Raw genomic sequence first — 25,323 nt, forward strand, 5'->3', positions numbered from 1 at the left:
TCGGCGGGTCGGTCGGCTGACGGACCGGCCCACCCGCCGATGGGTCGCACGACAGAGGGGAGATAAGCATGCTGCAGGTGATATGCGGATTCGTGGCCGGACTGCTGTTCGCCGGATTGGGCTTCTGGCTCGCCGGCGGCGGCGTGGTGGGCCTCGTGGTGGCCGTGGTGCTCGCCGCGCTCGGATACGTGGCGGCCTCCACCCTGACCGAGCCCGAGCGCCGCATCGGCAAGATGCTCGCCTCCGCCCTGCCCAACGGTCAGAAGGCGGCGGACGCCATCGACGCGGCCAACGCGCGGCTCAACAACATCAACATGCTGACCCGTCAGGTGCGCGACCCCGTGGTGCGCAAGGAGGCCAACGACTTCGTGGTGGCCACTCAGGATCTTGTCAAATACGTGACCCGTGACCCCTCCGCCTACCAGACGCTGCGCCATTACATCACCGTGTACGGCGAGCAGACCGAGAAGCTGCTGCGCTCGTACGTGGACGTTGAGAGCTCGGGCGCGCACGACCAGATCGCCAAGGCGCGTCAGGAGACCATCGAGGCGCTGCAGGTGCTCGAACAGACCGCGGCCGGCGAGCTGAGCCGGGCCGTGAGCTCCAAGACGCTCGGCATCGCCGCGGATTCCGACGCCATCCAGCGGCTCGCGCGCATGGACGGATACGACACGGATACGGCCGTCGCCGAGAAAGCCGCATCGGCTGCATCGGCTGAAGCGGCTGAAGCGTCCAAGGAGCCCAGGGAAGGGGCACAATGAAACTCTCCAAATCGAAGATCATCGGACTGATCGCGCTCTTGGCGGTCGTGGCCGTGGTGGGCGGCACGCTGGTGTGGCGGCAGGCCCAGCCCAAGCCGGCGGCCCCCGTCGAGCAGGTGAAGATCACCGGATACCTCGGCGGCGAGAAGATCGGCCTGTTCGACGACCCGAAGTTCCAGGAGGCCGCCGCCAAGCAGGGCATCGACATCGACTACCGCAAGGCCGGTTCGCTGGCCATGATGGACGCTGACCGTTCCGGTATGGACTACCTGTTCCCCTCCTCGCGTGCGGCAGTCGAATACGGCAACGCCAAGGGCGTCAAGGCCGAACAGAGCGACATCGCTTTCAACTCGCCGATCGTGCTCTACTCGCATAAGGCCGTGGTGGACGGGCTCGTCTCCGGCGGGCTCATCACCAAGGACGGTTCCGGCGCGTACCACATGGACATGGCCAAGGCCGTCGAGGCCATGAAGGGCAACAAGACATGGGCCGATGTCGGCTATCAGGCCGGCTACGGGCAGTTCCGCATCGACTCCACCGACCCGGTCCAGTCGAACTCCGGCAACGAATACGCGGCGCTCATCGCCACCGTGCTCAACGGTGGACAGCCGGCCACGGTCGATTCCGTGACCCGCGACAGCGCCACCATCGCCGACATCTTCGCCAAATCAGGCTGGATGGAGACCTCCTCCGAGGACTCGTTCAACCAGTTCCTCACCTTGGGCGTCGGCTCCAAGCCGATGATGGTGGGCTATGAATCGCAGATTCTGGATCTGGCCGTGAACCAGCCAGACGCCTTCAAGCAGATCAAGGATGACGTGGTCATCGTCTATCCGACGCCGACCGTCTGGAGCACGCACACGCTCATGGCGCTGGACGACAAGGGTGTGAAACTGCTCAATCTGCTCAAGACACCCGAAATCCAGAAGCTGGCGTGGGAGCGTCACGGATTCCGCGCCGCCAACTTCGCAGGCACCGACTCGATCAGCCGTTTTGGCGTGAACGGCACGCTCGACCAGATTCCGGCCGTCTCCGAACTGCCCAACAACGACGCCATGCAGAAGCTCATCACCACACTCCAAGGCGTCCAAGCCAAGCAATAACAACAAGAAAGAAACCAATCATGGCCAATCAAATCACCCTTGCGGACCTCGCCAAGGGCAACTCGCCCGTCACCAACCCGATGCTCGCCACCCAGTCAACCGGCGGCGACCTCGTGCCCAGCCCCTCCGAGGCGCAGGCCGTCGCCGCCCTGACCCCGGACCAGCAGATCGCCAAACTGCCGGCCGCGGACCAGCAGACGGTCAACCAGCTGGCCGGTCAGATCGACTTCACCCGCGACGGCATCGAATCCAGCTATGGCAAGGACGCCCAGCGCGCCACCTCCACGTTCGCGGACGAGATCCTCTCCGACACCCGGTCCAAGGACACCGGCGAGGCCGGCGAGCTGCTCAACACCATGCTCGTGACCATCGATGAGGCCGAGCTCGGCGGCTTCCGCAAGATCCCGATCATCGGACAGGTCGCCGTCTCCATCGACAAGCTGCGCCGCCGCTACCAGAAGGTCGACTCGCAGATCGACGAAATCATCACCAAGCTCGAGCGCGCACAGGCCAAGCTGGTGGCCGACATCTCGATGTATGAGACGATGTACGCCCAGAACGCGCAGCAGTACCGCGAGCTCAAGATCACCGTGCTGGCCGGCAAGAAGGCGCTCGCCGACTTCCGCGCCAACCAGCTGCCGGCACTCGAGGCCGAGGCAGCCAAGAGCGGCGACCCGATGCAGGCCCAGCTGCTCAAGGACTTCAAGTCCAAGCTCGACCGCTTCGAGAAGCGACTGGACGACCTCGACCGCATCTCCGTGGTGACGTTGCAGACCGCCCCGCAGATCAAGATCATCCAGAACGCGGACCAGACCATCGTGGACAAGATCGACACCACCATCTCCACCACCATCCCGGTGTGGAAGAGCCAGATGGTGATCGCGCTCGGTCTGTCCAACCAGCGCAAGGCCCTCGACCTGCAGAACAAGGCCGACGACGTGACCAACAAGCTGCTGCAGAAGAACGCCGCCGCCCTGCACAAGGGCGCCGTGGACGCCGAGAAGGCCAACCAGCGTTCCGTGGTGGAGATCGACACTTTGGAGAAGATCAACTCCGAGCTCATCGCCACCCTCAAGGAGACCGTGCAGATTCAGCGGGAAGGCAAGGCCAACCGCGAGGCCGCCCAGGTCAAGATGCGCCAGATCGAGTCCGACCTCAAGCGCGCCCTGCTGGAGAACGCCCAGCAGATGTGACCTGATTCACGCGGGGCCCGTTTACGGTTTCATGCCTGACGGGTCGGTGACGGGGTCAGTCGCGATACCGAAATGCCGGACAAGGCCGATGCCTGCGTCCGGCATTTCGGCGTCTTGGAGCATGTAGAGTGGCCCCGGAACCGAGAATTGGGGAGGTGCGGCGCATGGCGAACGATGGCAGCGGGCAGAAAGGCTCATCGACGGCGGCTTCGGCTGGGACTTCGGCTCCGGCCACGACTCCAACCACGACTTCGGCCGCATCGGGTGGCCATGTGGTCTCCGCGCGCGCCACGACGATTGGGCTTATGGCCATCCTGCTGTGGAGCTTCATGGCCGGCACAGTGCGCATCGTGGCCGAGGACTTCGGCGCCACGCTCGGGTCCGCGCTGATTTACACCGTCGGCGGCATCCTGCTCCTGATCTTCCGCAGGCCGGCGCCGATCCGGCAGTTCCCGAAGAAGTACCTCATCGTCGGCGGACTGCTGTTCATCTTCTACGAATCGTCGATTTCCCTCTCGCTGGGGCTGGCCTCGACGGCCGCATCGTCGGTGGAGGTGAGTCTGGTCAACTACCTGTGGCCGACGATGATGGTGCTGCTTGCCGCCGGGGTCTCCCACCGCCGCCATGCGGTGCTCAAGGTGTTGCCCGGTGCGGTGGTGGCCACGGTGGGCGTGGCGCTCGCCGTCGGCGGCAACTCCGGACTTGACTGGCATCTGGCCGCCACGCACATCGCGGCCAACCCGCTGCCGTATGCGTTGGCGTTCATGGGGGCGTTCGCGTGGTCCATCTACGCCGTGTTCACGCCGGCCATGGCGCATGGCGTGGACGGTACGTCCCTGTTCTTCCCCTGCGTGGCTGTGGCGCTGTGGATCATCCATTTCGCGTCCGGGCAGGGCATGCCGGCCACGACTCCGGGGCCTGTGGCCTGGCTGTTCGTGCTGCTTGCCGCCTGCGCGATCGGCGGCGGATATGCGTGCTGGGGGTACGGCATCCTGCACGGTTCGATGGAGCGGTTGGCCATCGCATCCTACGCCACGCCGGTGCTGTCCACCGCGGCCAGCGCGGTGCTGTTGGGGCTGGCGTTGTCGCTGCCGTTCTGGTGCGGTGCGCTGCTGGTGGCCGCCGGCTCGGTGCTCAACTATCTCGTGAGCGCCCGCAAATAGGCCGCACGCTCGACGCAGCTACTTGATGTTTCCCGTGAAACAGGTCTGAGGGTAGTCGTTGTGTCACCTCTGACCTTGCAGCGATATGCCGGCCGGTGCTGCGACGGCCCTATTTGCCGCGTCGCTCGGACGGCCGACGCAATGGGTCCAGCAACGTATTCGGGTCGGAGATGCCCAACATGCTGCGGCCGCCGGTCGAATCGGGGTGGCGGGCCAGAATCGCCAATGAGATCGCGCCCGGAATCATGATGATCGCCGCCATCGCGGCCAGTCCCCAGCTCACGAACGCGCCGAGGCATATCAGAATGACCGCCACGGCAACCACCGTGCCGATGATCGTCAGCCGTGCCCGGGCGGGGCTGGACTCCTTGGTCCATGTACCCGTACGGGGGTTATCGGCCGTCGTGCGCCTATCGGCTTCCATATCGTGCCTCTGTGCGCCGCCTGCGTTCGTCCCGCGCCCGTCGCTGCCATGCGTATTGCTCATAGTCTCCAGCATATTCCCGTGGAAAGTCATGTGTCTGGAGCCGCGAGGCGTAGTAACGTTGGCCGCATGAGCGAGAACGTGAGCAACGCAGAGGCCAGCACCCAGACCGCATACTTCGCCGGCGGCTGTTTCTGGGGTCTTGAACGGTACTTCCAGAACATCGACGGCGTTACCGACACCACGGTCGGCTACGCGCAGTCGACCGTCGAGAACCCCACCTATGAGCAGGTCTGCTCCGGGGCGACCGATGCAGCCGAAACGGTGAAGGTCACGTTCGACCCGTCTCGGGTGAGTCTGCGTACGTTGACGCTGCTGTTCCTCGAGGTCATCGACCCGTTCTCCGTGGATCGTCAGGGCGCGGACACCGGCCGTCAGTACCGTACCGGCCTGTTCTACACGGACGGCGCCGCTGGCGAGGCGCAGAAGGCCGTGTATATCGCGGCGCTTGAGCAGCTGGTGGATCGCCAGCCGCAGCGTCCGGCCGTGCTGGTCGAGCCGCTGCGCAACTTCTACCCGGCCGAGGCGTACCATCAGGATTATCTGGTCAACAACCCCGGCGGTTACTGCCATGTGCCGGTTGCGGCCATCGCCAACGTGAAACGTCGCCAGAAGTATGTCGAGAAGATCTGGGATCTGACGCTTGAACAGTTCGCGGTCACACAGAACGCGGCCACCGAGCGCCCGTTCGTCAACGAGTACGACCACGAGTTCGAGCCGGGCATCTATGTGGATATCGTCAGCGGGGAACCGCTGTTTTCCTCGCGTGACAAGTTCGATTCCGGCTGCGGTTGGCCGGCGTTCTCGCGGCCGTTGAACGCCTCGCTGCTCACCGAGCATGAAGACCATCGCATTCCGGGCCGCGACCGTATCGAGGTGCGCACGTCCGAAACGCAGATTCATCTGGGTCATGTGTTCGAGGACGGCCCTGTCGACCGCGGCGGCCTGCGCTACTGCATGAACTCCGCCGCGCTACGGTTCGTGCCGCGCTCGCGGATGGAGGCCGAAGGCTACGCCGCTTGGATTCCGGCCGTGGACGGTGAGGCTGGTGCTAAGGACGAGTAGTCGGTAATTGGTAAGTGCCGCAGGCGAAGGCGGCATTGCTTACCATCCATGGCTAGCTGCCGGCGTTACCGTTGCCTGATATAGCGCGTGCTGCGCCCGGCGCCGATTTTGATGATTGAGCCTGAGCTCACCAGCGATCGTAGCGCGCGTTCCACTGTGGTTTCGCTGATGTCCGGCAGTCGTTCGAGGACTTCTGCTTTCGATATGCCTCATGTTCCGATTTTCTGCATCATATCATGCCAGAATGATGCAGAAAACTTATGCTGATGCAGCAAATGATGCAGAAAACAGTATGGCGCTGGATTGATGGACTAGTCGTCAATCGCGTCCACCAATGGCCGCAATTGTGCGACAAGACGTGGTGCATCCCTGGTTACGGTGTCGTACAGTGATTCGACATCGATTTCGTCGGAATCGTGGACGATCACATTGCGCAATGCACGCAGTTCTTTCCAGGGCAGATTCGGCATGGTATCACGGAAGCCGTCTGAAAGGTTGCGGGCACACTCCTGCACTTGTGTCATTTCCATCGCCACGGAATTGAAGCGTATGCGGTTGTCGTCCAGTGCTGCGGGTGACGGTATCCCGCTGATGTCGTTGATGGCGTTCTCGAGATGCTCCAACAGTCGGATCAGTGTGCTTCGATCGCGGAATGCTTGGTCTTGGTGATGGTGCGATGCCTGCATTATGCCACCTTGATAAGGTCAGGGGTGATGTGGTCAAGAAAACGTTTGCTGGAGCGGCTCCTTTTGGCGTGGCGGAGCAAGGAGTCGTAGGAGATAAGGGATACTTTTCGCCTGAGCAGGGATTCCAAGTCGTCGACGAGCTGTTGCTTTTCCATTATCGAGTAGGAGGCACCGGGTTTGAGGCGATAGATGAGGTCCACATCGGAGTCCGGCCTTGCATCTCCTCGCGCCACCGATCCGTATACATACATTTCGTCGATATGATGTCGCTCTGCGAGCTGGGCCACGATGAGCTTCAGCGTCGCAATCTCCAGAGGGCTATTGGAGCTGGCGGGCGACGGGTTTCCGATATTGGCCGTATCGCTGCCGGCGTTCGTTGTGCTGTTCGAAGGATTGTCCGAGATCAATGCCGCTAATGCGCGTTCATATCGCTGTAGAAAATCCTGCGTCGGGTTACCCTCGCGCTCCGCTCGGGAAAGTGCCGACTGCGTGGTTCCCATCGACTGTGCTGCAGCGCTCTGGCTGATGTGTGAGCGCACGCGTTCCTCGCGCAACTCGGCAATTGACTTCATACCGTCAACATATAGCGTATGCGCTATATGTTGAGGCCGGCGCGGGGTGCGGGCGCAGGAGCAACGTTGTCGGCCGGACGTCCGCTGCCTGTTCTATCCAGGGCGATAGCGATGGCCGCTTCCGTCCGCTTTCCGTCAGGAGATGGCTGCTTCTGACGGAAACGGGACGCAAATCCGCGGATTTCCGTCCGTTTATGGTCAGTAGTTGGGTGCTCCTGACCAGAAACGGACGCTATGGGGCTCTTGAACGTCCGGTTGTGGTCGGAAGAACGTCACTAATGACCGCAACCGGACGCTTGGCGGCCTTCGCTGCGCCGCGGAAGCGGCATTCCGTCGGTCGCGAGGCCGCCTCACCCCGCCAGATGCCGGTATAGCTCCGGGTCAAGTGGCCGCGCGAGCCTCAACGTGGACAGCGTGACGTTCACCGTGCCGGTCCCGTCCGCGTTTGGTTTGGTGGTCAGACGCGGATTGTCGAAGGCGGCGACGTGCCCCACGTAGTAGTACTTGCCGTCCTTGGCCTCCGCCTTGCGCATGACGAACAGCGGCACGAAATGCGTGCGCTCCCATTCCATGGCGTCGCCAGCGCCTTCGCGCACCCAGCGGAACTCCGGTGACTGCGGGGTGCGCCCGTTCTTGCTGAAGTACTTCATCTCTTGGGCGTTGAGGAATTCATCCTCGTACTGACTGGCAGCGTATTTCACGAAGATCGGCATGGTGCCGGTCTCCTTGTCCAGCAGGTAGCCGCCCACGTTCTGTGGTGTGTTCTCCTTCCTCCATCCGCACAGCCGCATCACGTCAGCCAATGAATACTTGCGTTCGTAGAGGAACGCATGGTCGAACGAACGCTGCTTGTCCTGCGCCTCGCGGAACAGATCGCGGCAATTGACGAGCCCGACTCGCACGGTATCCGCAAGGAACATGCGGAAGGTGCGGTTGCCTGCCAGCATGGAGGCGAATCGGTTGCTCAGCCGATATCGGCGTTCCCCGGAACCATCTGTGGAAGCCAATTCCTCGATCAACGGCAGATTCCCGAAACGCTTTCGATTCGGGTCGGTGAAGTACGAGTAGTCCAGCACGCGCAATGCGGAATCGAACTGCGCATCGGACAGGTCAGCCTGCGGGAAGCCGCGCCGAATGGCGGCCATCAGCTCGTTCCTGCTCATCGGTTCCGATGCTTTCCAGACGGTTGTGGTACCGGAGACGTCACCGATAGAGGGCCCATCGACCCCGGTCTGCTCATCCGCAAACTGGCACAATTGCGACAGTACCACCAGCTCATGCGGCCTCAGGCCCGGCAGCAGCAGTTCCGTCGCCATCTTCAGCACCGCGTCTTCGGCGTCGGACACCGGCTCCAGCTGGTCGAGGAAACTCGTCTCCTCCGACTGCCCACCACGCTTGCGTCCGCCGAAGTTTTTCTCGCGCGATCGAACGAAGTCCAGATAATTGCTGCGCTTCGATGCCAACGTGAACGGCAGGGACGGGTCGAAGCGATAGACGTCCATCAGCATGGGGATGCGTCCGAGCTCGTACCTCATCTGCCGGTACTGTTCGGACAGCCTCTTCATGTCGGACCAATCGGCCGTATCCAACGAACGCAGCACCCGCTCCTTGGCGATGGGGTCGAAGCTGATGGATGACAAGCCGATGGACCGGCGCTGCAGATTCTTCCGCGCGATGTCACGATCGCCGGTATTGCCGTACAGCGCAACGGGGATGAGGAAGTTGTTGGCGTAGTTGCCGATGAAATCGATGACCACCACGCTGTCCTTGTGCGGGAACTTGCGCAGGCCACGGCCAAGCTGTTGGGTGAAGACGATGCTTGATTGCGTGCTGCGGAGCATGACCACCTGATTCAGCGCGGGGATATCGATGCCCTCGTTGAACATGTCCACGGTGAACAGGTAGTCAAGCTCGCCGGATTTCAACTGGCGTACGTATTCCTCACGCTGCTCTGGCGAGATGGTACGACCATCCGCATCCTTGCTGGTCACGGCTGTCGTCCGATAGAGGCGTTCATCCTGCTGATTCCACTGCTCGTTGAACAGGCGGGAGAGCTCGTGCGCCTCCTCCTGACGGCTGCAGAACACCAGTCCAGTGACCGGGACGTTGTACTGTCCGTATTCCTGTAGCTTGTCGATGATGTAGCGCACGCGTTCTTTGGTGGCGAGCTGGCTGATCTCGTACTTCAACTGGGCCGCGTCCTCGGCAGTGGTCGTGCCGTCGGCGACTTGAATACGGTGGCTCTCCTGGTCTGCGTCCGCGTCCGAACCGAGATATTCCGCGACGCCGTAGTAGTGGAACGGGCAGAGCATGTCCTCGTCCAAGGCCCGTTGCAGGCGGATCTCATAGGCGATGTTATGGCCGAACAGCTCGAAGATGTTGATGCCGTCGGTGCGTTCCGGCGTGGCCGTCATGCCCAGCATGAAATCGGCGTCCTTGAAATGGTCGATGACCTTCTGATAACCGTCGGCGCCGGCGTGATGCACCTCATCGACCAGAATGTAATCGAATTCGTCCGAAGCGAACTGGGCCAGCACCTGAGGCTGACGCATCGTCTGTACGGTGGCGAACACATAACGACGATCATGCTGTTTGCTGGTGCCGGTGTACAGGCCCAGGTCTTCGCTCGGACAGCCGAGCACTTTCTGATATGACTCCTTCGCCCTGGTGAGGATCTGTTGTTGCTGGGCGATATACAGCATGCGCTTGGGACGGTAGTCGCGGACATCGAATGCGGAGAGGTAGGTCTTGCCCGTACCGGTGGCCGAAATGATGATCGCGCGGTGCTCGCCTTGTTCGCGCAAGGCCTTGAGGTTGGCCAGAGCCTCCCGTTGCATCGCATTGGGCTGGATGTCACGGCGGCGCTCAAGGGACTCCAGAATCGTGCGGCGCGGGGGAGCGTATCGCTTGAAGTCCTCCTCGTATTGGCGTATCCATTCCTCGGTGAGCGGCACCGAGTCACGTACCTGCGAGTCGATCTCCTGACGGAACTGGTCCACCAAGGTGCCGTCGGCCAAGGAGGAGACCTTGAGATTCCATTCGCGCTGCCGGCTCAAGGCGAATGTGGTGAGGTTCGAGCTTCCGACGTAGAGATCGTAATATGGGCGTCCGTCCTGCATATGGCGGGCGAACACGTACCCCTTGGGATGGAACGGCTGGCCTTGCGCCTTATCGGCCTTCGGCGCGCCAGGCTCGCCGGACCGCGCGGATTCTTCGGACTCGCCACGCTCTGACCAGATGCGCACGTCGATATCGGCCGTGCGGCCCAGATGCAGCAGTTCCCAAAAAGCCTTCGGATCGTTGAAATGATTCTTGGTGGAGGTGATGATGCGGCTGGGCGTGGTGTTGCGTGAGGGAGCGCCGTGCGATTGCGGCTGAGCGGCATTGGCTGAGGCGGCGGTTCGGGCGTTGGCGTTGACCCGATGACTGCGGAAGTCCTCGAACAGGCTAAGGATCGCCTCCGACGATACAAAGGCAACGGACATGTCAAAAGAATCGCTGGTGGCGAGCTCACGCCTCAATTCGCCGTCCATGGTCAACCCATCCGGCCTGTTGGAGATGAGCGCCGGCGCATATGTGCCAGGGGCGTCTTTGCGTGATTCGATCAGACCGGACACCACATCTTCGAGGATGGACTGTGTGCCGGAATCGTATGATGCATCGTGCGCGGGGCTATCGGCGACGGCTGACGTGCGGGGCATATGGATTGGGGATGCCGCAGAAGCCGGGAAGGCCGATGCTGCTATGACCTGGGTACTGGACGGTTCCATGTCTCATCGCTTTCGAACGTGCAGGGAATGTGGTCGGCTGGTCAGGTTTGGTCGTACGGAGTCAGTCGGAGCCGGTCGGGGTGCTGGGCGGAAGAGTCGTGCCCGTCAATGTTTCACGTGAAGCATTCCTGTGGCGAGTATCGCCACGGCTTCCCGGTCAACCGGCGCCCAGTCGAGTTCAGGCATTGCGGATGGCACGAGCCAGCGGATATCCGTATGCTCGGTCAGCCTTGGGGTGCCGGAAGTCAGATGGCAAACGAATGTGGTGAGGCGCACGGTGCCGAAGTCATAGTGGTACTCGCTGGTGCACACCTCATCCGCGACGTCGACCTCGCACAGCAGTTCCTCTTCGATTTCGCGGCGCAATGCCTCGCGTGCGGTTTCGTGAGCCTCGATTTTGCCGCCGGGAAACTCCCAATAGCCGCTCAGTGATTTGCCGGGGCCACGCTGGGCGCATAGTACGGTCCCGTCTTTGACGATGGCGGCTCCGACGACGTTGATGATCTTGGTTTCCGGCTTCATGCTGCCCAGGATACCTCGCCGCAAGATCCACTATCGATCCACGATCCACGGCGGTTTTGCAGGGCCGATCCTGATTCAATGAACAGCGTTGGAAATCGTTGGAATGCGGGCGCTTTGGGGATGCTCTGGCGTCTGTGGATTGAATGGCAGAGGAGATAGCGATGACGAACGTACAGCGACTTGATGAGCGGGCCTATATGGCGAGTGGACGACGACGAGAGAGAACCTGTGGCGAGGCTGGATTCCAATACGAAATTGCTTTCCCATCCTGGGAAAGGGTCGAGCAACAGATGCATGAATTAGACAAGCGAGTGGAGGCCGAAGCGCGCAAGCAATATGAGCGACGTGAAATCTATCCTCTTGACTGGTGCTACCAGCTGGATGCTACGACGTTCATCTCGATGGCGGCCTTCGAGAGGATTCTTGGCGAAGAGCAAACACATTATATGCTGTGGAAGAACCGCAATGCAGATGTGTGGACGACAACGTATTGGGAGCTTCCTGAGGTCGTGGATTGCTTGTTGGAGCGCAGCATTGCTGACGGTGATGGGAATGAATGCTGTTTCACAGATGCGCAGCCGATCGACTATGCAAGGTCATGCACGTTCACGCCGGGCGAGATGTTGCGGCGTCAAAAAGCCGAGCAGGATGTGGAGCATGCTGCGGACGATGGGCTCAATTACGCGCTATATAGGCACCCTGACGTCGATGTAATCGAATGTGCGGGATATGCTGTGTTCGTTTCAACGCGCAATCCGAGCCGGACGGTCCGTGTCGAATATCGCGGAGATACGTGGATCATGCAGGCATTCGAGCAGTGTCGTCCTTGGGGTATTCCCGCACGCTTCGATTGGCGTGATGCACCGCTTGATATACCCGGGACCGAGTATCGGCAACGATTCCAAGCGGCACGGTCGGCGTTCGACTACGCGATTGCATGGGTGGATGCTGAAGTGCGGTAAACGCGGTGACCGTATCGAACATAGGTGCCGGGCGCAGCGTCGTCCGCCAACGACTTTTCCGACCATACTAGTAAAAGTGCCTCAGAAGTGTGGACTTTTACTAGTATGACCGGAAAAGTCAGGCCACATCCCTCGAAAGTCCTTGATTGACTCAGCGATTGATGCGCAAAGCATAGCCGGACCGCACTTGGGCGGGTTTCTCCGAGTAGCATATGAGGTGAGGGCATTTTCGCGATATGCGCGGAAGACGTCAGGAGACGTCACGCCACATGCCAAGCCAAAGGAGACCGGCCATGATTCTCGTCACCACCACGCCGTCCGTGGACGGATATGTCATCACCAACTATCAGGGCATCGTGTTCGGCGAGGTGGTCGCCGGCGTGAACATGTTCAAGGACATCGGCGCAGGGTTCCGCAACATGTTCGGCGGACGCAGCCAGGGTTATGAGGAGGAGCTGACCAACGCCCGCAACGAGGCCATCGCCGAGATGCAGCAGCGCGCCGAGGCGCTGGGTGCGCACGCGGTGGTCGGCGTGGACGTCGATTACGAGGTGCTCGGCACGGACGGTTCCATGCTGATGGTCACCGCGTCCGGCACCGCCGTGCAGCTCGCGCGCAGGGGCTGATTCGTACGTTTGCCGAGGTTCGTCGCCGAGGCTCGGCATGGTAACGGCGCGTACCCCGATCTGCGTGTCGTTGCATGATGCGCGCGCCTGCTCAGACGCCTAAGATGCGCTAAGAGAAGGTCTACAACGCGCACACAATCAGATAAATCGCCACAACGTGACATGTATACCCGACTATCGTGCCCACATGAAACACCTCGTGAAACTCGAACCATCCGGGAATGGGATTCGGCTTGCGCAGTGCGAAGCATACGGCGCCGGCGATATACGCCGCGCCGCCGCAGGCGATGAGTATGGTCGCCGCCGGACCCACCGCGGGCGCCGTCCATAACTGCGGGATGAGCGTCACCGGAGCCAGTCCCAGCACCACGTAGACGGTGGTGAACACCCAGTTCGGGGCCTGAAGCCAGACGATATGCAGTATCGTGCCGATTGCGGCGGTCACCCAGATCACCGTGAGGTACGGCCTCCGGATCGCCGGACTGAGCGCGAACAGCACGGGCGTATTGGTCCCGGCGATGATGAGGAAGATGTTCGAGTAATCGATGCCGCACAGCACGCGGGTCACCTTCGCGCTGTGCCAGGATACGACGTGCAGCAGCGCGCTGTTGCCGAACAGCAGTATTGCCGAGGCGCCATACACCGCGCAGGCCGCTTTGACGGGACCGGCCGGCGCGATGCAGATCAGTACGATGGACGCCGCAATGCACAGCGGCAAAGTGATGAGGTGCAGCCATCCGCGCAGGCGGGGCTTGCGATTGCCGAACGCGTCGACGGGGACGATCTGACGCCTAGCCGCTTTCAGGGCCGCTTTGGCCTGACGGTAACGGTCGCGTGCGTCCCGGTAATGCGCTGCGGCACGCGCCAAAGCGGCGGCGTCCGTTCGCGCACGGCTCCTTTGGTTTGCGGACGCAGAAGGCGCGACCGATGTGCCGGAAGCCATTGTCCGCGTGGCCGGTGCGCTGGTGGAAACGCTCATGTTCATCACCTCGGTGTGGCCGGCGTCGCTTGGCCGGCCATTAACTTACGCTACCGTAACCAAGTATAGGCGGCCGGGGTCTCGGATGTGTGACGTTCGCGCTCGCGTGAATTGCAGCGAGAATGGTTGTGGCTAGGCTCGGCGGCATACGACGGACGATCTGGTCGGCGTGCAGACGCTGCTGTTCGAGCCGTGCGGGCATGAGATCGTGGGCGGCGGTGATCACTACCGGGATTCGGACGCTGACAGCATGGTTGCGGATTGGTGCAGACGCTGCTGTTCCGTCCAACTCAGTGGGATTGAATAGTGAGTCATAGCTGAAGCATGCTCTCGGATGCGGGAGTCTGAAAACGGCATATTCTCCGGCATATTTTCCTGTGTCGGCATATGAAAAAACCTCGGAACCGTTGATATTTCAACAGTTCCGAGGTTTTCATCTGCGTGCGAGTGGGGGGAGTTGAACCCCCACGAGCATACACTCACTGCCACCTGAAGACAGCGCGTCTACCATTCCGCCACACTCGCAGACAATCGACTAACTTACACCCGGACCCGGGATTGCGCAATCGTCGGCGTGTCGCGGTTTGGGTGTGTCGATGATTGTCGGCGCATGGCGATGGCGTGAAAAGCGCTGCCATCGCCATGCGCCCCTCATACTTACAGCCCCGGCTTGCGTGTGCCGTTGCCGTAGAAATGCGCCAGCGTCTCGTCGCGGAACTCGTCGAAGTATCCGCCGTCGATCGAGGCGCGGATGTCGTCCAGCAACTTCACGAAGAAGTGCTCGTTGTGAATCGTGGCCAGCGTGAACCCGTTGAACTCACGGGCGCGCAACAGGTGATCCACATAGGCGCGGGAGTAGTTGCTGCATGTGTAGCAGTCGCAGCCCTCTTCCAAAGGCCCGAAGTTGAACTTGTTCTCCGCGCGCTTGATGTTGTATCGGCCGTTACGCGTGAAAATGGCGCCGTTGCGAGCACAGCGCGCGGGCGCCACGCAGTCGAACGTGTCGCCGCCGTTCTCCACGCATGCGAAGATGTCATCCACCGAGGCGATGCCCAGAACGTGACGCGGGCGGCTTTCCGGCATGGCATCGCAGATCCACGCGCAGGTGTCGCCGATGATGCGCTTCTCGATCGCGCCGCCGATGCCTACACCGTCGAAGTCGAGCGAGGCGATCTGCGCGGCGGCTTTCCGGCGCAGGTCCTCGTAGTTCGCGCCTTGCACCACGCCGTACAGCGCCTGATACGGCTTGCCCACTCGTTCCGCGGTCAGGCGCTCGTGCTCGGCCACGCAGCGCTTGGCCCAGCGGAACGTGCGCTCCACCGAATCCTCCTGATACGACCTCGTGTTCATCAGCGTGGTGAGCTCGTCGAACGCGAACATGATATCCGCGCCCAGCTTGTGCTGGATGCCCATGGAGATCTCGGCGGAGAAGCGGTGCGAATCGCCGTTCAGCGGCGACTTGAACGTCACGCCATCCTCGTCCACCCACGCCATGCGTTCCTTGCCCTTGGCGATGATGTCGTCCGACTTCATGCCGGTCACATCCATCGCGAGCGTCTTCTTGAATCCGACGCCCAGCGACATGACCTGGAAGCCGCCGGAATCGGTGAACGTCGGTCCATCCCAATGCATGAAGCGGGCGAGGCCACCGGCGGCGTCCAGCACGTCCTCGCCGGGGCGCTCGAACAGGTGGAAGGCGTTGGCCAGCAGGCATTGTGCCCCGAGCGCCTTCATCGACTCGGGCAGTACGGCCTTCATTGCGGCCTGCGTGCCCACCGGCACGAACGCGGGAGTGCGGATGTCGCCGTGCGGCGTGTGGATGATGCCGGTGCGGCCGTACCGCGCTCCGTCGTGGCCCAGACCGTTCGCGGTGGAGGGCAGACGTGTGATGGTTTCGAAGTGGAAGGCGCCTCGATCGCCGGGCTTGCCCGGTTCGGCGCCGAGAGGATGCTCAAGAAGGCTTGTTTGGCTCGTCGTCATACGTTCACTTTAGGCAAAAGGGCGGGAAATTGTGAATAACTCGGTTGCAAGGGGTACATTTCCGCTTTCCCGGACAGCTATCTGCTTTGCAAGGGGTACCTGCCCAAGTAGCGAACCTGTCAAAACGGCGGAATGACATAGACATTGGGCGTTCAATACCTTGGGTAAGCCATTCGAGGTACCCCTTGCAAAGCAGATAGCTGTCCGCACAGTGCGGAATGTACCCCTCGCAACGGAGAAAGGCGTTTTTGCCTGGTTGATTGTCTGAACAGGTACCTGTCCATGGCGCAGATGGGGCACGGATGGGGAGCGAGTGAGACGCTCCCGGCGGCGTTCACGGACCGCGGAATTGAAAAAGGCCCGGAGAAGGCGCGCGCCATGCGCGGGGATACCCGTAGTATGCCGGGAACGGCTGCCTGATTCCCCGCATTGAGCGCGCCATGCCACGTTGCCCATAAGACTCCTCGGAGATTACTCATAGACTTTCAATGAACGTTCAGAAAACCTCCAGATTGACTGCCTTTACTACAGGGTAGAGCACGAAAGGCATCGGGCGGCCGATACGATAGGCGCGGTCCCGAGGCCAAGAGACGTAACGAACACATCCACAAAGGAGCAGCAATGGCTGACGAATTCAACCCGCAGGGCGTCGACCAGACCCCGCACGGTAATGACGCGCATGAGACCTCCACGGCCTCGACCGGTGAGCACACGACTCCCGTGCCCACCCCGTCCATGTCCAACATTTCCGGCACCTCCAACGCCGGCGAGCCGACCGAGCAGGAGCCCGCCCAGACCGCGGTCACCGAGCCCATCCCGGACTATGCTTCCGCCAAGGGCGAGAGCACTGTGGTCTCCAACGCGCCGACCACTCCGAGCGCACCGACCGCATCCACTACGCCGGCCGCGCCCGCCGCCGGGCAGGACACCCAGACCGCGCCTACGGCCCCGCTGTACCGCCCGGCCCCGGAATACGGCGCCTATGGCCCGGTACCCACGCAGAACGCCGCGACCCCTCAGAGCACGAACGCCCAGAATCCCCAGTCCGGTCAGCAGAACGGCTTCCATTTCCCGTTCGGCGGCAACAACGCCGCACAGACCCCGCAGGGCCAGCCCGGCAACCGCAACCCGTACTTCACCAACAACCCGCAGCCCAGCAGCAACGGCAACCCGTTCGCGCCGGCCGGCTCCCAGAACGGCCACAGCGGTAATGCCAACAACGCCGGCGCCAACAACGGCAACCCGTTCACCACCCCCAATGGCCAGAACCCCGGCGGCATGTTCGTGGGCAACGGCGCGCCCGGCCAGCCCGGCACCCCGAACGGCCAGAACCCGATGCAGCCGGGTCAGCCCGGCCAGCCCGGCAACGGCCCGGTCGCCGCGGGCAAGCCCAAGGCTGCCGGTTACGTCCTCACCGCCGTGATCGCGGCCGTGGTGGCTTCCGCCCTGTGCCTCGGCCTCGGCTATGGCGCCCTCACCAGCGGCCTGGTCAAGGTGCCGACCACCAGCTCGCTGACCAGCGTGAGCTCGAACAAGTCCGGCTCCGGCACGGCCACCGCCAAGAGCGGCGAGGCCGTCGACTGGACCTCCGTGGCCTCCAGCGTCTCCGACTCCGTGGTCTCCATCCAGACCCAGCTGAGCAACGGCACCGCCAAGGGCTCCGGCGCGATCATCGACACCGACGGACACATCGTCACCAACAACCATGTGATTTCCGGCGCCCAGCAGATTCAGGTGACGCTCGCCAACGGCAACGTCTACAGCGCCACCCTCGTGGGCACCGACACCACCACCGACCTCGCCGTGATCAAGCTCGACAACCCGCCGAGCGACCTCAAGGCCGTGACCTTCGCCGATTCCGACAAGCTCGCGGTGGGCGAGAACGTGATGGCCATCGGCAACCCGCTCGGCTATGACGACACCGCCACCACCGGCATCGTCTCCGCCCTCAATCGCCCGGTGACCGTGACCGACGACAACAACAACGAGATCGTCACCAACGCCGTCCAGATCGACGCGGCCATCAACCCCGGCAACTCCGGCGGCCCGACCTTCAACGGCGCCGGCCAGGTGATCGGCATCAACTCGTCCATTGCCTCCACCGCCACCTCCTCCGACTCGGCTGGCTCGATCGGCATCGGCTTCGCCATCCCGTCGAACCTCGTCAAGCGCGTGGCCGATGAGATCATCAAGGACGGCGCGGTCAAGCATGTGGCCCTCGGCGTCACCATTTCCTCGGCCACCGTCGAGGCCGATGGCGTGACCCGCGGCGGCGCGAAGATCACCACCCCGTCCACCGGCGGTTCGGCGGTCGTCTCCGGCAGCCCCGCGGCCAAGGCCGGTCTCAAGGCCGACGACACGATCGTGGCCTTCAACGGCAACGCCGTCAACAACAACTACTCGCTGCTTGGTTACGTGCGCGCCGCCGCTCTCGGCGACAAGGTGACCCTCACCATCGTGCGCGACGGCAAGACCATGGATGTGGACGTCACGCTTGATCAGGAGGAGGCCTCCGTGAACGGCTCGTCCAGCTCCAACACGAACGGTAACAGCCAGAACAACCAGAATGGCAATGGTCAGAACGGCTACGGCAATGGCTCCAACGGTAACGGTAACGGCAACAGCGATGGCGGCACCGGTGACGACGGCGGCTTCTCCGACCCGTTCGGCCTCTGGTAAACCCAAGTTCCGGTGAGGCTGGGCCGAGCTGGCCGGGGCAGTGCCTGACCGATAAGCGAGCAGTGCCGGAACTTGCATAACTGAAAATACGTCACATGACGCTGGACGGTCGCCGCCGAGCGCCATGTCGGACAATCGAAGGACCGTGGAGGGTGAGCTCCCACGGTCCTTTTGTTATGCGTCGTACGGTTCGTACGGTTGCCGCCGCGCCCTGCGCGATATGGGCTTGCGCCGCCGCGTTTCTCCGCGCTGCTTGGCCGTTCGCCGGCAAGCACGCTGATTGCGGCTTGCGCGGCTGGGATCATCTTCCGCGCGGCTCGACTCGCGATGCGACGAAAGTCCCATATATCCGGCACCATAGGAGATGCAAGAGTTTGCAATAACTGAATACCGATTCTTTACGCCGTGTATCGGAAGGTCGCGCGGGGCTCGCAACGGGTCCGGCACAGACGCCGATGGGTTAACAAGGCGTGACCACAGTGCCGATCACGGCAGGCCACGCACGTATACCCGCAATGCCGCCGCGATGGGCTCCGTATACGATCGTAAGGAGCAGTGATGAGCGATCTCATCGGTCTCTTCAGATTCTTCAGGCGAATCCTCGCCGCCGCAATCCGCGTCTGCCGGCTGGTGCCGATGCTTCCCGTAGTGGTGCTCTCGGCCATCCCGTTGGCGTTGCTCGGCGATTGGCGTCCGTGGGGCAGCATGGCCTCCCCAGGTGCCGTGGCATCGTCCGCCGGTGGGGCGGCGAACGGCGTCTTGCATATCCCGGTGCTTGGCGACCCCGGCGTGGGACAGTGGATTACCATCGTGCTCGTGCTCATCATCGTGATCGACACGGTGCGCGGCATGATTGATGACCTGCGGCACGGTCAGGTGGGCGTCGATTTGCTCGCGGTGATGGCGATGCTCTCCACCGTGGCGGTCCATGAATATTGGGCGGCGTGGGCCGTGACCCTGATGATCACGTCCGGCGAGGCCATCGAGGAGTACGCCCAAAGCAAGGCCGAGCGCAACCTGACCGCGCTGGTCGAGGCGGCGCCGCGCACCGCCCACGTAGTGAACCTGCCCGGTGTGGGGCGTGGCACGACGGATGGCGGGGACGATGCGCAGGGCGTGGGGGATGCCGGTGGTGACGGTACCGCCGCGCAGGGCGGATTCCGCCGCGTGTCCGCGAGCGTGGCTTCCCCGCTACGGGCGGAACGACCTGCTGTTCGGCCGGTGCCGCAGACCGGGCGACGGCTGCGCGCCGAAGACCGGCCGGATGCCTGCGCCATCACCGGCCGCAGTCCCGAAGACTGTGATTCCGTAGTCATCAAGGCGGATAAAGCCATGCGATCGGCGACTCTGGCCGCCGTTGCCACGGCCCATCATTTCGATACGTTGCCGGTAGAACAGGTCAGGCCGGGCGACGTGCTCATGGTGCTGCCCGGCGAAACCGTGCCGGTCGATGGCGAGTTGCTTTCCGGCGTTGCCACGCTGGATCTGAGCGCCATCAACGGCGAGCCGGTGCCGCGTGAGGTGTTCGCCGGTGCGCGCGTGATGTCCGGCGCGGTCAACGGTTCGACGGCGCTGACCATGCGGGCCACGCAGGCCGCCGCCGACTCGCAGTACCAGCGCATTCTGGCGCTGGTGCATTCCGCGCAGGAGTCACGCCCGGCCGTGGTGCGGACCGCGGACCGGCTCGCCGTGCCGTTCACCGTGCTCTCCTTGGTGATTGCGGCCGTGGCGTGGGCCGTGTCCGGTGTGCCGACCCGCTTCGCGCAGGTGCTGGTGCTTGCCACGCCCTGCCCGCTGCTCATCGCCGCCCCCGTGGCGTACATCGCCGGAACCGGGCGGCTTGCGGCGGCCGGCGTGCTCATCAAGACCCAGGACGTGCTGGAGAACCTCGGCAAAGTCACGCAGGTGTTCTTCGACAAGACCGGCACGCTGACCGTCAAACAACCGCAGGTGGTGCGTGTGGAGATGCTGCCCGAAGCGGTGGTCGCGCAGCCGTGCGACGGGATTTCTTCTGCCGGTTCGGTTTCCCTTGATTCGGTGGCCCCTGGTTCGGTTTCCCTTGATTCGGTTTCGTTCGGTTTGGTTTCTTCCGGTTCGGCCGGTGCCGTTCCGAGCGTTCCCGCGTCGCGGGCCAGCGGTGCCGTGCCGTCTGGCCACCTCCTGCGTTTGGATGAGGATCATGTGCTGATGTTCGCCGGCGTGGTGGAGAGCTATTCCGTGCATATCCTGTCCAAAGGCATCGCCAAGGCCGGCGCCGCGGCGATGGAGCGGTTGCGCAAGCGCTATGAGGACGGCCAGCGGCTCTGCCCGGAACCGGAGGCCAGCTGGTCGGGCCACGGCCGCGATTATCCGGTGGTGAAGAACGTGCAGGAGGATGCGGGCAAGGGCGTGTCCGGCGAGGTCAACGGGCACATGGTGCGCGTCGGACGACTGTCGTTTGCCGCGGCGCGGGATGATGGGTTCCTGACGGCCAACCCCCTCAGTCCGCTTCGTGGCCGGATCCCCTTGCAAGGGGGTGCCGAGGAGGGCGGCGAATCGTTGCGCACGCGCTTCGGCCGGTTGCAGCCGGATGAGATGGCCTCCTACGTGTCGGTGGATGGCCAGCTGATCGCGCGTATCGTGCTGCGTGACGTGCCGCGCGTCAATGCCAAGGCCGCGCTGGACTCGCTGCACCGTCTGGGCGTCGCCAAGCTGGCGATGCTCACCGGCGACAAGCGCGCTTCGGCCGAGATCATCGCGCGCGAGGTCGGCATCGACGAGGTCCACGCCGAGCTGTTCCCGGAGGACAAGGTGGCCGCGGTCAAGGCAGCGGCCGGCGGCAGCGGAACCGTCACGATGATGGTCGGCGACGGCGTGAACGATGCGCCGGTGCTCGCCGTGGCCGACCTCGGCGTGGCCATGACCGACGGCACCTCCACCGCCGCTTCGGAAAGCGCTCAGGTGGTCATCATGAACGACGACATCGCCGCCGTGCCACGCGCCATCGCCATCGCCCGCCGCACCAAGCGCGTCATGTTGCAGGCTGTGGTTGCGGGTCTCGCGCTCGCCGTGCTCGGCATGATCGCCGCCGCCTTCAACCTGATTCCGGTCGTCGCGGGCGCATTCCTCCAGGAGGCCATCGACGTGGTGAGCATCCTCTGGGCGCTCACCGCCGTCCTCGACCGGGAGTAATGCGGGCGGTGCTATGGCGTCGTCCGTGAATCCTTGCACTGGCCGACACCTGGTGCAAGGATTCACGGTGCAGCTAGGGAGGAAAACCGCAATCCTACATTAGAAAAGTCCATAATCCTACATTAGGGAAAGCCATAATCTGACATTAGCGACGCCCATAATCCTACAGTTCATCTTGTTGGGGCCGTGACTTCGCTGAGATGCGAAGGGGCCCTGTGCCAGAATCACCCATTTGGTGGATTGCCCAATCGTTTGGTAAGTGCCATGGCCGAGCGGCCGCTGAAACCCCGCCATTTCAATGGACGGTTCAGGTGGATACCTGCCAAGTGAACGTCGAATCTACCAAATGAATGAACAGAGTGGTTTGTCTCGCAATTGTTTGATTGGTATCGGCCTTCTCTGATGAGGGGGCTGTCAGCGAAGCTGACTGGGGAAGAGAAAAGCTGAAACCCTCAATTATTTAAGAGACGGACCAATAGGAGCATCAAGCGCGAGCTGCCTGTGAATTGGGTGTTCATGAGTTACTGGCTCGTACCCGTCGTCAATCGCGCCTCGTCAATCGTGCCTAACCAAGCGCGCCTTGCCAAGCACGCCGTCTATGGCCAAACACGAAGAATTCCCACTGCTTGCCCCCTGTTGCAACGGAAGGCTTTGCGTTACGCTAGAGCGCGTGACTGAATCTTCGAATACTGCTGCAAACACCGCGAACGAACTCCGCATCGCCGTGATCGGCGCCGGTCCGGCCGGCGTCTACTCCTCCGACATCTTCCTGCGCCAGCTCAAGAAACTGGGCGACGAGCTGGGCGTCGGCACCGAAGCCCGCATCGACCTGTTCGAAAAGCTGCCGGTGCCGTTCGGCCTGGTCCGCTACGGCGTGGCCCCGGACCACCCGTCCATCAAGTTCATCGCCTCCGCGCTCGAGAAGACGCTCGACAACCCGGACATCCACCTCTACTGCGACGTGGAGTTCGGCAAGGACGTCACCCTCGACGACCTGCTCGCTCGCTACGACGCCGTGCTCTTCGCCACCGGCGCCGTCAAGGACAAGCCGCTCAACCTGCCCGGCGCCGACCTCGATGGCGTCTACGGCGCGGCCAAGTTCGTGGAATGGTACGACGGCTATCCCACCGGCGCCCGCGAATGGCCGCTCACTGCCGAGAACGTCGCCGTGATTGGCGGCGGCAACGTGGCCATGGACGTCGCGCGCGAGCTCATGCGCAACGCCGACGACCTCAAGGCCAAGACCGACATTCCGGACAACGTGTACGAGGGCATCGGCAAGAACAAGGCCAAGGTGCTGCACTTGTTCATCCGCCGTGGCGTGGCTCAGGCCAAGTTCAGCGTGCAGGAGCTGCGCGAGATGGAGAAGCTGCCCGGCGTGCAGCTCATCATCAACGAGGACGACTTCGACCTGGACGATGAGACCATCGAGGTGGCCGGCAAGGACAAGCTCACCCGCCAGATGGTCGAGGAGTTGTTCGCCGTGCGCGAGATGGCCGAGGACATGGAAGACGACGGCGACGTGGACTTCGAAGGCAACCCGGCCGACCGCAAGTACTACATCCACTTCAACTCCGCTCCCACCGAGATCCTGGGCGAGGACGGCAAGGTCAAGGCCATTCGCGTCGAGCGCACCGAAACCGGCGCCGACGGCAAGATGCACCGCACCGGCGAGTTCACTGACTATCCGGTCGAGGCCGTCTACCACGCGATCGGATACAAGCCGGCCGAGGCGCCCGGCATCGCCTACGACGAGCACGGCGCGCACCTCGCCAACGCGAACGGTGACGGCCGCATCACCACCGAGGCTGATGGCGGCGAAGTGCGCGAACGCCTGTACGCCACTGGCTGGGCCAAGCGCGGCCCGGTCGGTCTGATTGGCTCCACCAAGTCCGACGCGCTCGCCATCGTGACCAACATGCTCGAGGATCTGGCCAAGGCCGCCGAGGGCGGTCGCGTGGCCGAGGACCGTGACCCCGAATCCATCGATCGACTGCTTGCCGAGCGCGGCATCAGGCCGATCGACTTCGCCGGTTGGAAGAAGGTGGACGCCTTCGAGCGCGCCGAGGGTGCGAAGGAAGGTCGCGAGCACAAGAAGGTCATCGAGCCAGACCAGATGCGTGAGCTCGCCCTCGCCTGATCGGGGCGTCCGGCCGGCCTCTGCCGGTCGGTTGACTGATTTATTGGCCGGTCGGTGGCCGGGCCGCGGCTGGTCTGGCCGTGTCTGGCCCGGACGGGACGAAACGTAAGTCAGCGACGAGGTCGTGTTACGTTTCGTCCCACTTTGGCATCCAAAAACGGGACGAAACGTAAGTCGGTGTCGTCTGAAACTTACGTTTCGTCCCGTTTCGCGTGCTGTGCTGTGTGCCATGAGCTGTGTCGTGTGCCGTGTGTCATGTGCCATGTTGTGCCGTATGCCGCGTCGCATTGGCCGCGGTCCTGTCCGATCCCCTTTGATTTCGTAACTTTGATGCCGCAACTCTGCGGTTCCCACGGTGCATTGCGCCCGGTGTAGCCCTCGGCGTACGTCCAGCTAAAACTCAGTTAGTGAATTTAGTGTGTGAACCATGGATGCCAAAGTACGGGTGCATGGCCATATGAATGGCCTGAAGACGACGCTGCTGTTCGCCCTGATGTGGGGCATCATCATGCTGATTTGGTGGGCCACCGGTGGCGGTCGCCAGACGTTGGGCATCTATATCGTCATCGGTCTGGCCACCACGTTCTTCTCCTACTGGTTCTCCGACAAGCTCGCCATCGCCTCGATGGGCGCGCGCGAGGTCAGCGAGCAGGAGGCCCCCGAAATCTACCAGATCGTGCGCGAACTGAGCGCCAAAGCCGGCAAGCCGATGCCGCGCATCTACATCGCGCCGACCATAAGCCCCAACGCCTTCGCCACCGGCCGCAACGAACGCCACGCCGCCGTGTGCTGTACGCAGGGCATCCTGCAGATTCTCAACGCTCGCGAACTGCGCGGCGTGCTGGGCCACGAGCTCATGCATGTGTACAACCACGACATTCTGACCTCCGCCATCGCCTCCGCCATGGCCACCGTGATCACCTACCTCGGCTACTCGCTCATGTACTTCGGCGGCGGCAGCTCGCGCGATGACCGTGAAGGCGGCTCCGGCGGTTTGGGATTGATCGGTGTGTTGCTGAGTATGATTCTGGCACCGATCGCCGCATCCTTGATTCAGATGGCCATCTCCCGCACGCGCGAATACGACGCCGACGAGGATGGCAGCCTGCTGACCGGCGACCCCGAAGCCCTCGCCTCCGCGCTCAACAAGATTTCCTACGGTGCGCAGACCACGCCGATGCGCAAGACCGCCGGCACCCAGTCCGTCTCCGCCATGATGATCGCCAACCCGTTCTCCGCCGCGGGATTCTCGAAGCTCTTCTCCACCCATCCGCCGACCGACCAGCGCATCGCGCGCCTGATGCAGATGGCCCAGGAGATGAACGGCACGCCGGTTTCCGCGCCTGCGTACTCCACCCGCGTGCTGCGGTAATTCCAGTGGCGGATGCGCTGCCGGGGTGGCCGGGGCGCTTATTCCGCCCGTGTGCTGCGGTGGCGCGGCCGCGGCGGTGCTTTCAGTGAGTGATA

General features: G+C 62.8%; 17 protein-coding genes, 1 tRNA gene and 3 pseudogenes. 13 read left to right on the plus strand and 8 right to left on the minus strand.

Translation table 11 applies throughout. From position 1 onward, the window contains the following. Positions 1 to 68 precede the first annotated feature (68 nt). The 4 genes from BMYO_RS07710 to yddG all read left to right on the plus strand — a co-directional run bounded on the left by BMYO_RS07710 (position 69) and on the right by yddG (position 4,220). Complete coding sequence (locus tag BMYO_RS07710; protein ID WP_094667915.1) at positions 69 to 761, plus strand: 5-bromo-4-chloroindolyl phosphate hydrolysis family protein; 693 nt, start codon at positions 69 to 71, stop codon at positions 759 to 761. After that, positions 758 to 1,864, plus strand: a complete 1,107-nt coding sequence (locus tag BMYO_RS07715) for a substrate-binding domain-containing protein (protein WP_143249144.1) — start codon at positions 758 to 760, stop codon at positions 1,862 to 1,864. Before BMYO_RS07710 ends, BMYO_RS07715 begins: the two co-directional genes overlap by 4 nt. A 20-nt stretch (positions 1,865 to 1,884) precedes the next feature. Then, positions 1,885 to 3,057, plus strand: a complete 1,173-nt coding sequence (locus BMYO_RS07720) for a toxic anion resistance protein (RefSeq protein WP_233428213.1) — start codon at positions 1,885 to 1,887, stop codon at positions 3,055 to 3,057. A 164-nt stretch (positions 3,058 to 3,221) separates the two neighbouring features. Further along, positions 3,222 to 4,220, plus strand: coding sequence for an aromatic amino acid DMT transporter YddG (gene yddG / locus BMYO_RS07725; RefSeq protein ID WP_094667916.1), 999 nt, complete (start codon positions 3,222 to 3,224; stop codon positions 4,218 to 4,220). A 109-nt stretch (positions 4,221 to 4,329) separates the two neighbouring features. Here yddG and BMYO_RS12195 read toward each other — a convergent pair whose 3' ends face one another. Beyond that, positions 4,330 to 4,707, minus strand: coding sequence for a hypothetical protein (locus BMYO_RS12195; RefSeq protein WP_233428214.1), 378 nt, complete (start codon positions 4,705 to 4,707; stop codon positions 4,330 to 4,332). A gap of 66 nt (positions 4,708 to 4,773) precedes the next feature. Between BMYO_RS12195 and msrB the strand changes: the two genes are divergently transcribed. Beyond that, entirely contained in the window at positions 4,774 to 5,769 is a 996-nt protein-coding gene (gene msrB / locus BMYO_RS07735; protein ID WP_094667917.1) for a peptide-methionine (R)-S-oxide reductase MsrB, read from the plus strand. Positions 5,770 to 6,080: 311 nt separating this feature from the next. Here msrB and BMYO_RS07740 read toward each other — a convergent pair whose 3' ends face one another. The 4 genes from BMYO_RS07740 to BMYO_RS07755 all read right to left on the minus strand — a co-directional run bounded on the left by BMYO_RS07740 (position 6,081) and on the right by BMYO_RS07755 (position 11,319). After that, on the minus strand, positions 6,081 to 6,455 hold the full coding sequence (locus tag BMYO_RS07740) for a HepT-like ribonuclease domain-containing protein (RefSeq protein WP_094667918.1): 375 nt from the start codon (positions 6,453 to 6,455) through the stop codon (positions 6,081 to 6,083). Continuing rightward, on the minus strand, positions 6,455 to 7,027 hold the full coding sequence (locus BMYO_RS07745; RefSeq protein WP_094667919.1) for a nucleotidyltransferase domain-containing protein: 573 nt from the start codon (positions 7,025 to 7,027) through the stop codon (positions 6,455 to 6,457). The genes BMYO_RS07740 and BMYO_RS07745 overlap by 1 nt, the downstream gene beginning before the upstream one ends. A 350-nt stretch (positions 7,028 to 7,377) precedes the next feature. Then, a complete protein-coding gene (locus tag BMYO_RS07750) occupies positions 7,378 to 10,728 on the minus strand; it encodes a DUF3427 domain-containing protein (protein WP_094667920.1) in 3,351 nt (1,116 codons plus the stop codon). A gap of 174 nt (positions 10,729 to 10,902) precedes the next feature. Then, positions 10,903 to 11,319 (minus strand): (deoxy)nucleoside triphosphate pyrophosphohydrolase, encoded by a 417-nt coding sequence (locus BMYO_RS07755; RefSeq protein WP_094667921.1) that lies wholly within the window; start codon positions 11,317 to 11,319, stop codon positions 10,903 to 10,905. A gap of 161 nt (positions 11,320 to 11,480) precedes the next feature. Here BMYO_RS07755 and BMYO_RS07760 point away from each other — a divergent pair, with 161 nt between their 5' ends. Then, positions 11,481 to 12,281: a hypothetical protein gene (locus BMYO_RS07760; RefSeq protein ID WP_094667922.1), complete on the plus strand. Its 801-nt coding sequence runs from the start codon at positions 11,481 to 11,483 to the stop codon at positions 12,279 to 12,281. Between the two features lie 293 nt (positions 12,282 to 12,574). Continuing rightward, positions 12,575 to 12,907 carry a putative heavy metal-binding protein gene (locus tag BMYO_RS07765; RefSeq protein ID WP_094667923.1) on the plus strand — a complete coding sequence of 111 codons (333 nt, stop codon included), beginning with the start codon at positions 12,575 to 12,577 and terminating at the stop codon, positions 12,905 to 12,907. A 121-nt stretch (positions 12,908 to 13,028) separates the two neighbouring features. Here BMYO_RS07765 and trhA read toward each other — a convergent pair whose 3' ends face one another. The 3 genes from trhA to tgt form a co-directional block, all read right to left on the minus strand. Beyond that, the gene (gene trhA, locus BMYO_RS07770) at positions 13,029 to 13,886 is read right to left on the minus strand and encodes a PAQR family membrane homeostasis protein TrhA (protein WP_094667989.1); all 858 of its coding nucleotides are present in this window, start codon (positions 13,884 to 13,886) and stop codon (positions 13,029 to 13,031) included. A 442-nt stretch (positions 13,887 to 14,328) separates the two neighbouring features. After that, positions 14,329 to 14,411, minus strand: a tRNA-Leu gene (locus BMYO_RS07775). Between the two features lie 132 nt (positions 14,412 to 14,543). Further along, a complete protein-coding gene (tgt, locus tag BMYO_RS07780) occupies positions 14,544 to 15,866 on the minus strand; it encodes a tRNA guanosine(34) transglycosylase Tgt (RefSeq protein WP_094667924.1) in 1,323 nt (440 codons plus the stop codon). 621 nt (positions 15,867 to 16,487) lie between these two features. Between tgt and BMYO_RS07785 the strand changes: the two genes are divergently transcribed. The 6 genes and pseudogenes from BMYO_RS07785 to htpX all read left to right on the plus strand — a co-directional run bounded on the left by BMYO_RS07785 (position 16,488) and on the right by htpX (position 25,228). Beyond that, on the plus strand, positions 16,488 to 18,545 hold the full coding sequence (locus BMYO_RS07785) for a S1C family serine protease (RefSeq protein ID WP_094667925.1): 2,058 nt from the start codon (positions 16,488 to 16,490) through the stop codon (positions 18,543 to 18,545). Between the two features lie 558 nt (positions 18,546 to 19,103). Next, a pseudogene (locus BMYO_RS12445) lies at positions 19,104 to 19,724 on the plus strand (hypothetical protein); the annotation flags it as partial. Positions 19,725 to 19,895: 171 nt separating this feature from the next. Further along, positions 19,896 to 21,015: pseudogene (locus tag BMYO_RS12625) on the plus strand (HAD-IC family P-type ATPase); the annotation flags it as partial. Between the two features lie 68 nt (positions 21,016 to 21,083). Then, positions 21,084 to 21,716 (plus strand): annotated as a pseudogene (locus BMYO_RS12630) (HAD-IC family P-type ATPase); the annotation flags it as partial. 670 nt (positions 21,717 to 22,386) lie between these two features. Continuing rightward, positions 22,387 to 23,856, plus strand: a complete 1,470-nt coding sequence (locus BMYO_RS07795; RefSeq protein ID WP_169834095.1) for an FAD-dependent oxidoreductase — start codon at positions 22,387 to 22,389, stop codon at positions 23,854 to 23,856. A gap of 427 nt (positions 23,857 to 24,283) precedes the next feature. After that, the gene (gene htpX, locus BMYO_RS07800; RefSeq protein WP_094667927.1) at positions 24,284 to 25,228 is read left to right on the plus strand and encodes a zinc metalloprotease HtpX; all 945 of its coding nucleotides are present in this window, start codon (positions 24,284 to 24,286) and stop codon (positions 25,226 to 25,228) included. The last annotated feature ends 95 nt before the right edge of the window (positions 25,229 to 25,323 follow it).

The sequence above is a fragment of the Bifidobacterium myosotis genome (genome assembly GCF_002259745.1).
In the GTDB taxonomy this organism is placed as follows: Bacteria; Actinomycetota; Actinomycetes; order Actinomycetales; family Bifidobacteriaceae; genus Bifidobacterium; species Bifidobacterium myosotis.

Coding starts and splice junctions, on each gene's coding strand:
- BMYO_RS07710 (WP_094667915.1), top strand. CDS start 69: ATGCTGCAGGTGATATGCGGATTCGTGGCCGGACTGCTGTTCGCCGGA.
- BMYO_RS07715 (WP_143249144.1), top strand. CDS start 758: ATGAAACTCTCCAAATCGAAGATCATCGGACTGATCGCGCTCTTGGCG.
- BMYO_RS07720 (WP_233428213.1), top strand. CDS start 1,885: ATGGCCAATCAAATCACCCTTGCGGACCTCGCCAAGGGCAACTCGCCC.
- yddG (WP_094667916.1), top strand. CDS start 3,222: ATGGCGAACGATGGCAGCGGGCAGAAAGGCTCATCGACGGCGGCTTCG.
- BMYO_RS12195 (WP_233428214.1), bottom strand. CDS start 4,707: ATGAGCAATACGCATGGCAGCGACGGGCGCGGGACGAACGCAGGCGGC.
- msrB (WP_094667917.1), top strand. CDS start 4,774: ATGAGCGAGAACGTGAGCAACGCAGAGGCCAGCACCCAGACCGCATAC.
- BMYO_RS07740 (WP_094667918.1), bottom strand. CDS start 6,455: ATGCAGGCATCGCACCATCACCAAGACCAAGCATTCCGCGATCGAAGC.
- BMYO_RS07745 (WP_094667919.1), bottom strand. CDS start 7,027: ATGAAGTCAATTGCCGAGTTGCGCGAGGAACGCGTGCGCTCACACATC.
- BMYO_RS07750 (WP_094667920.1), bottom strand. CDS start 10,728: ATGCCCCGCACGTCAGCCGTCGCCGATAGCCCCGCGCACGATGCATCA.
- BMYO_RS07755 (WP_094667921.1), bottom strand. CDS start 11,319: ATGAAGCCGGAAACCAAGATCATCAACGTCGTCGGAGCCGCCATCGTC.
- BMYO_RS07760 (WP_094667922.1), top strand. CDS start 11,481: ATGACGAACGTACAGCGACTTGATGAGCGGGCCTATATGGCGAGTGGA.
- BMYO_RS07765 (WP_094667923.1), top strand. CDS start 12,575: ATGATTCTCGTCACCACCACGCCGTCCGTGGACGGATATGTCATCACC.
- trhA (WP_094667989.1), bottom strand. CDS start 13,886: ATGAGCGTTTCCACCAGCGCACCGGCCACGCGGACAATGGCTTCCGGC.
- tgt (WP_094667924.1), bottom strand. CDS start 15,866: ATGACGACGAGCCAAACAAGCCTTCTTGAGCATCCTCTCGGCGCCGAA.
- BMYO_RS07785 (WP_094667925.1), top strand. CDS start 16,488: ATGGCTGACGAATTCAACCCGCAGGGCGTCGACCAGACCCCGCACGGT.
- htpX (WP_094667927.1), top strand. CDS start 24,284: ATGGATGCCAAAGTACGGGTGCATGGCCATATGAATGGCCTGAAGACG.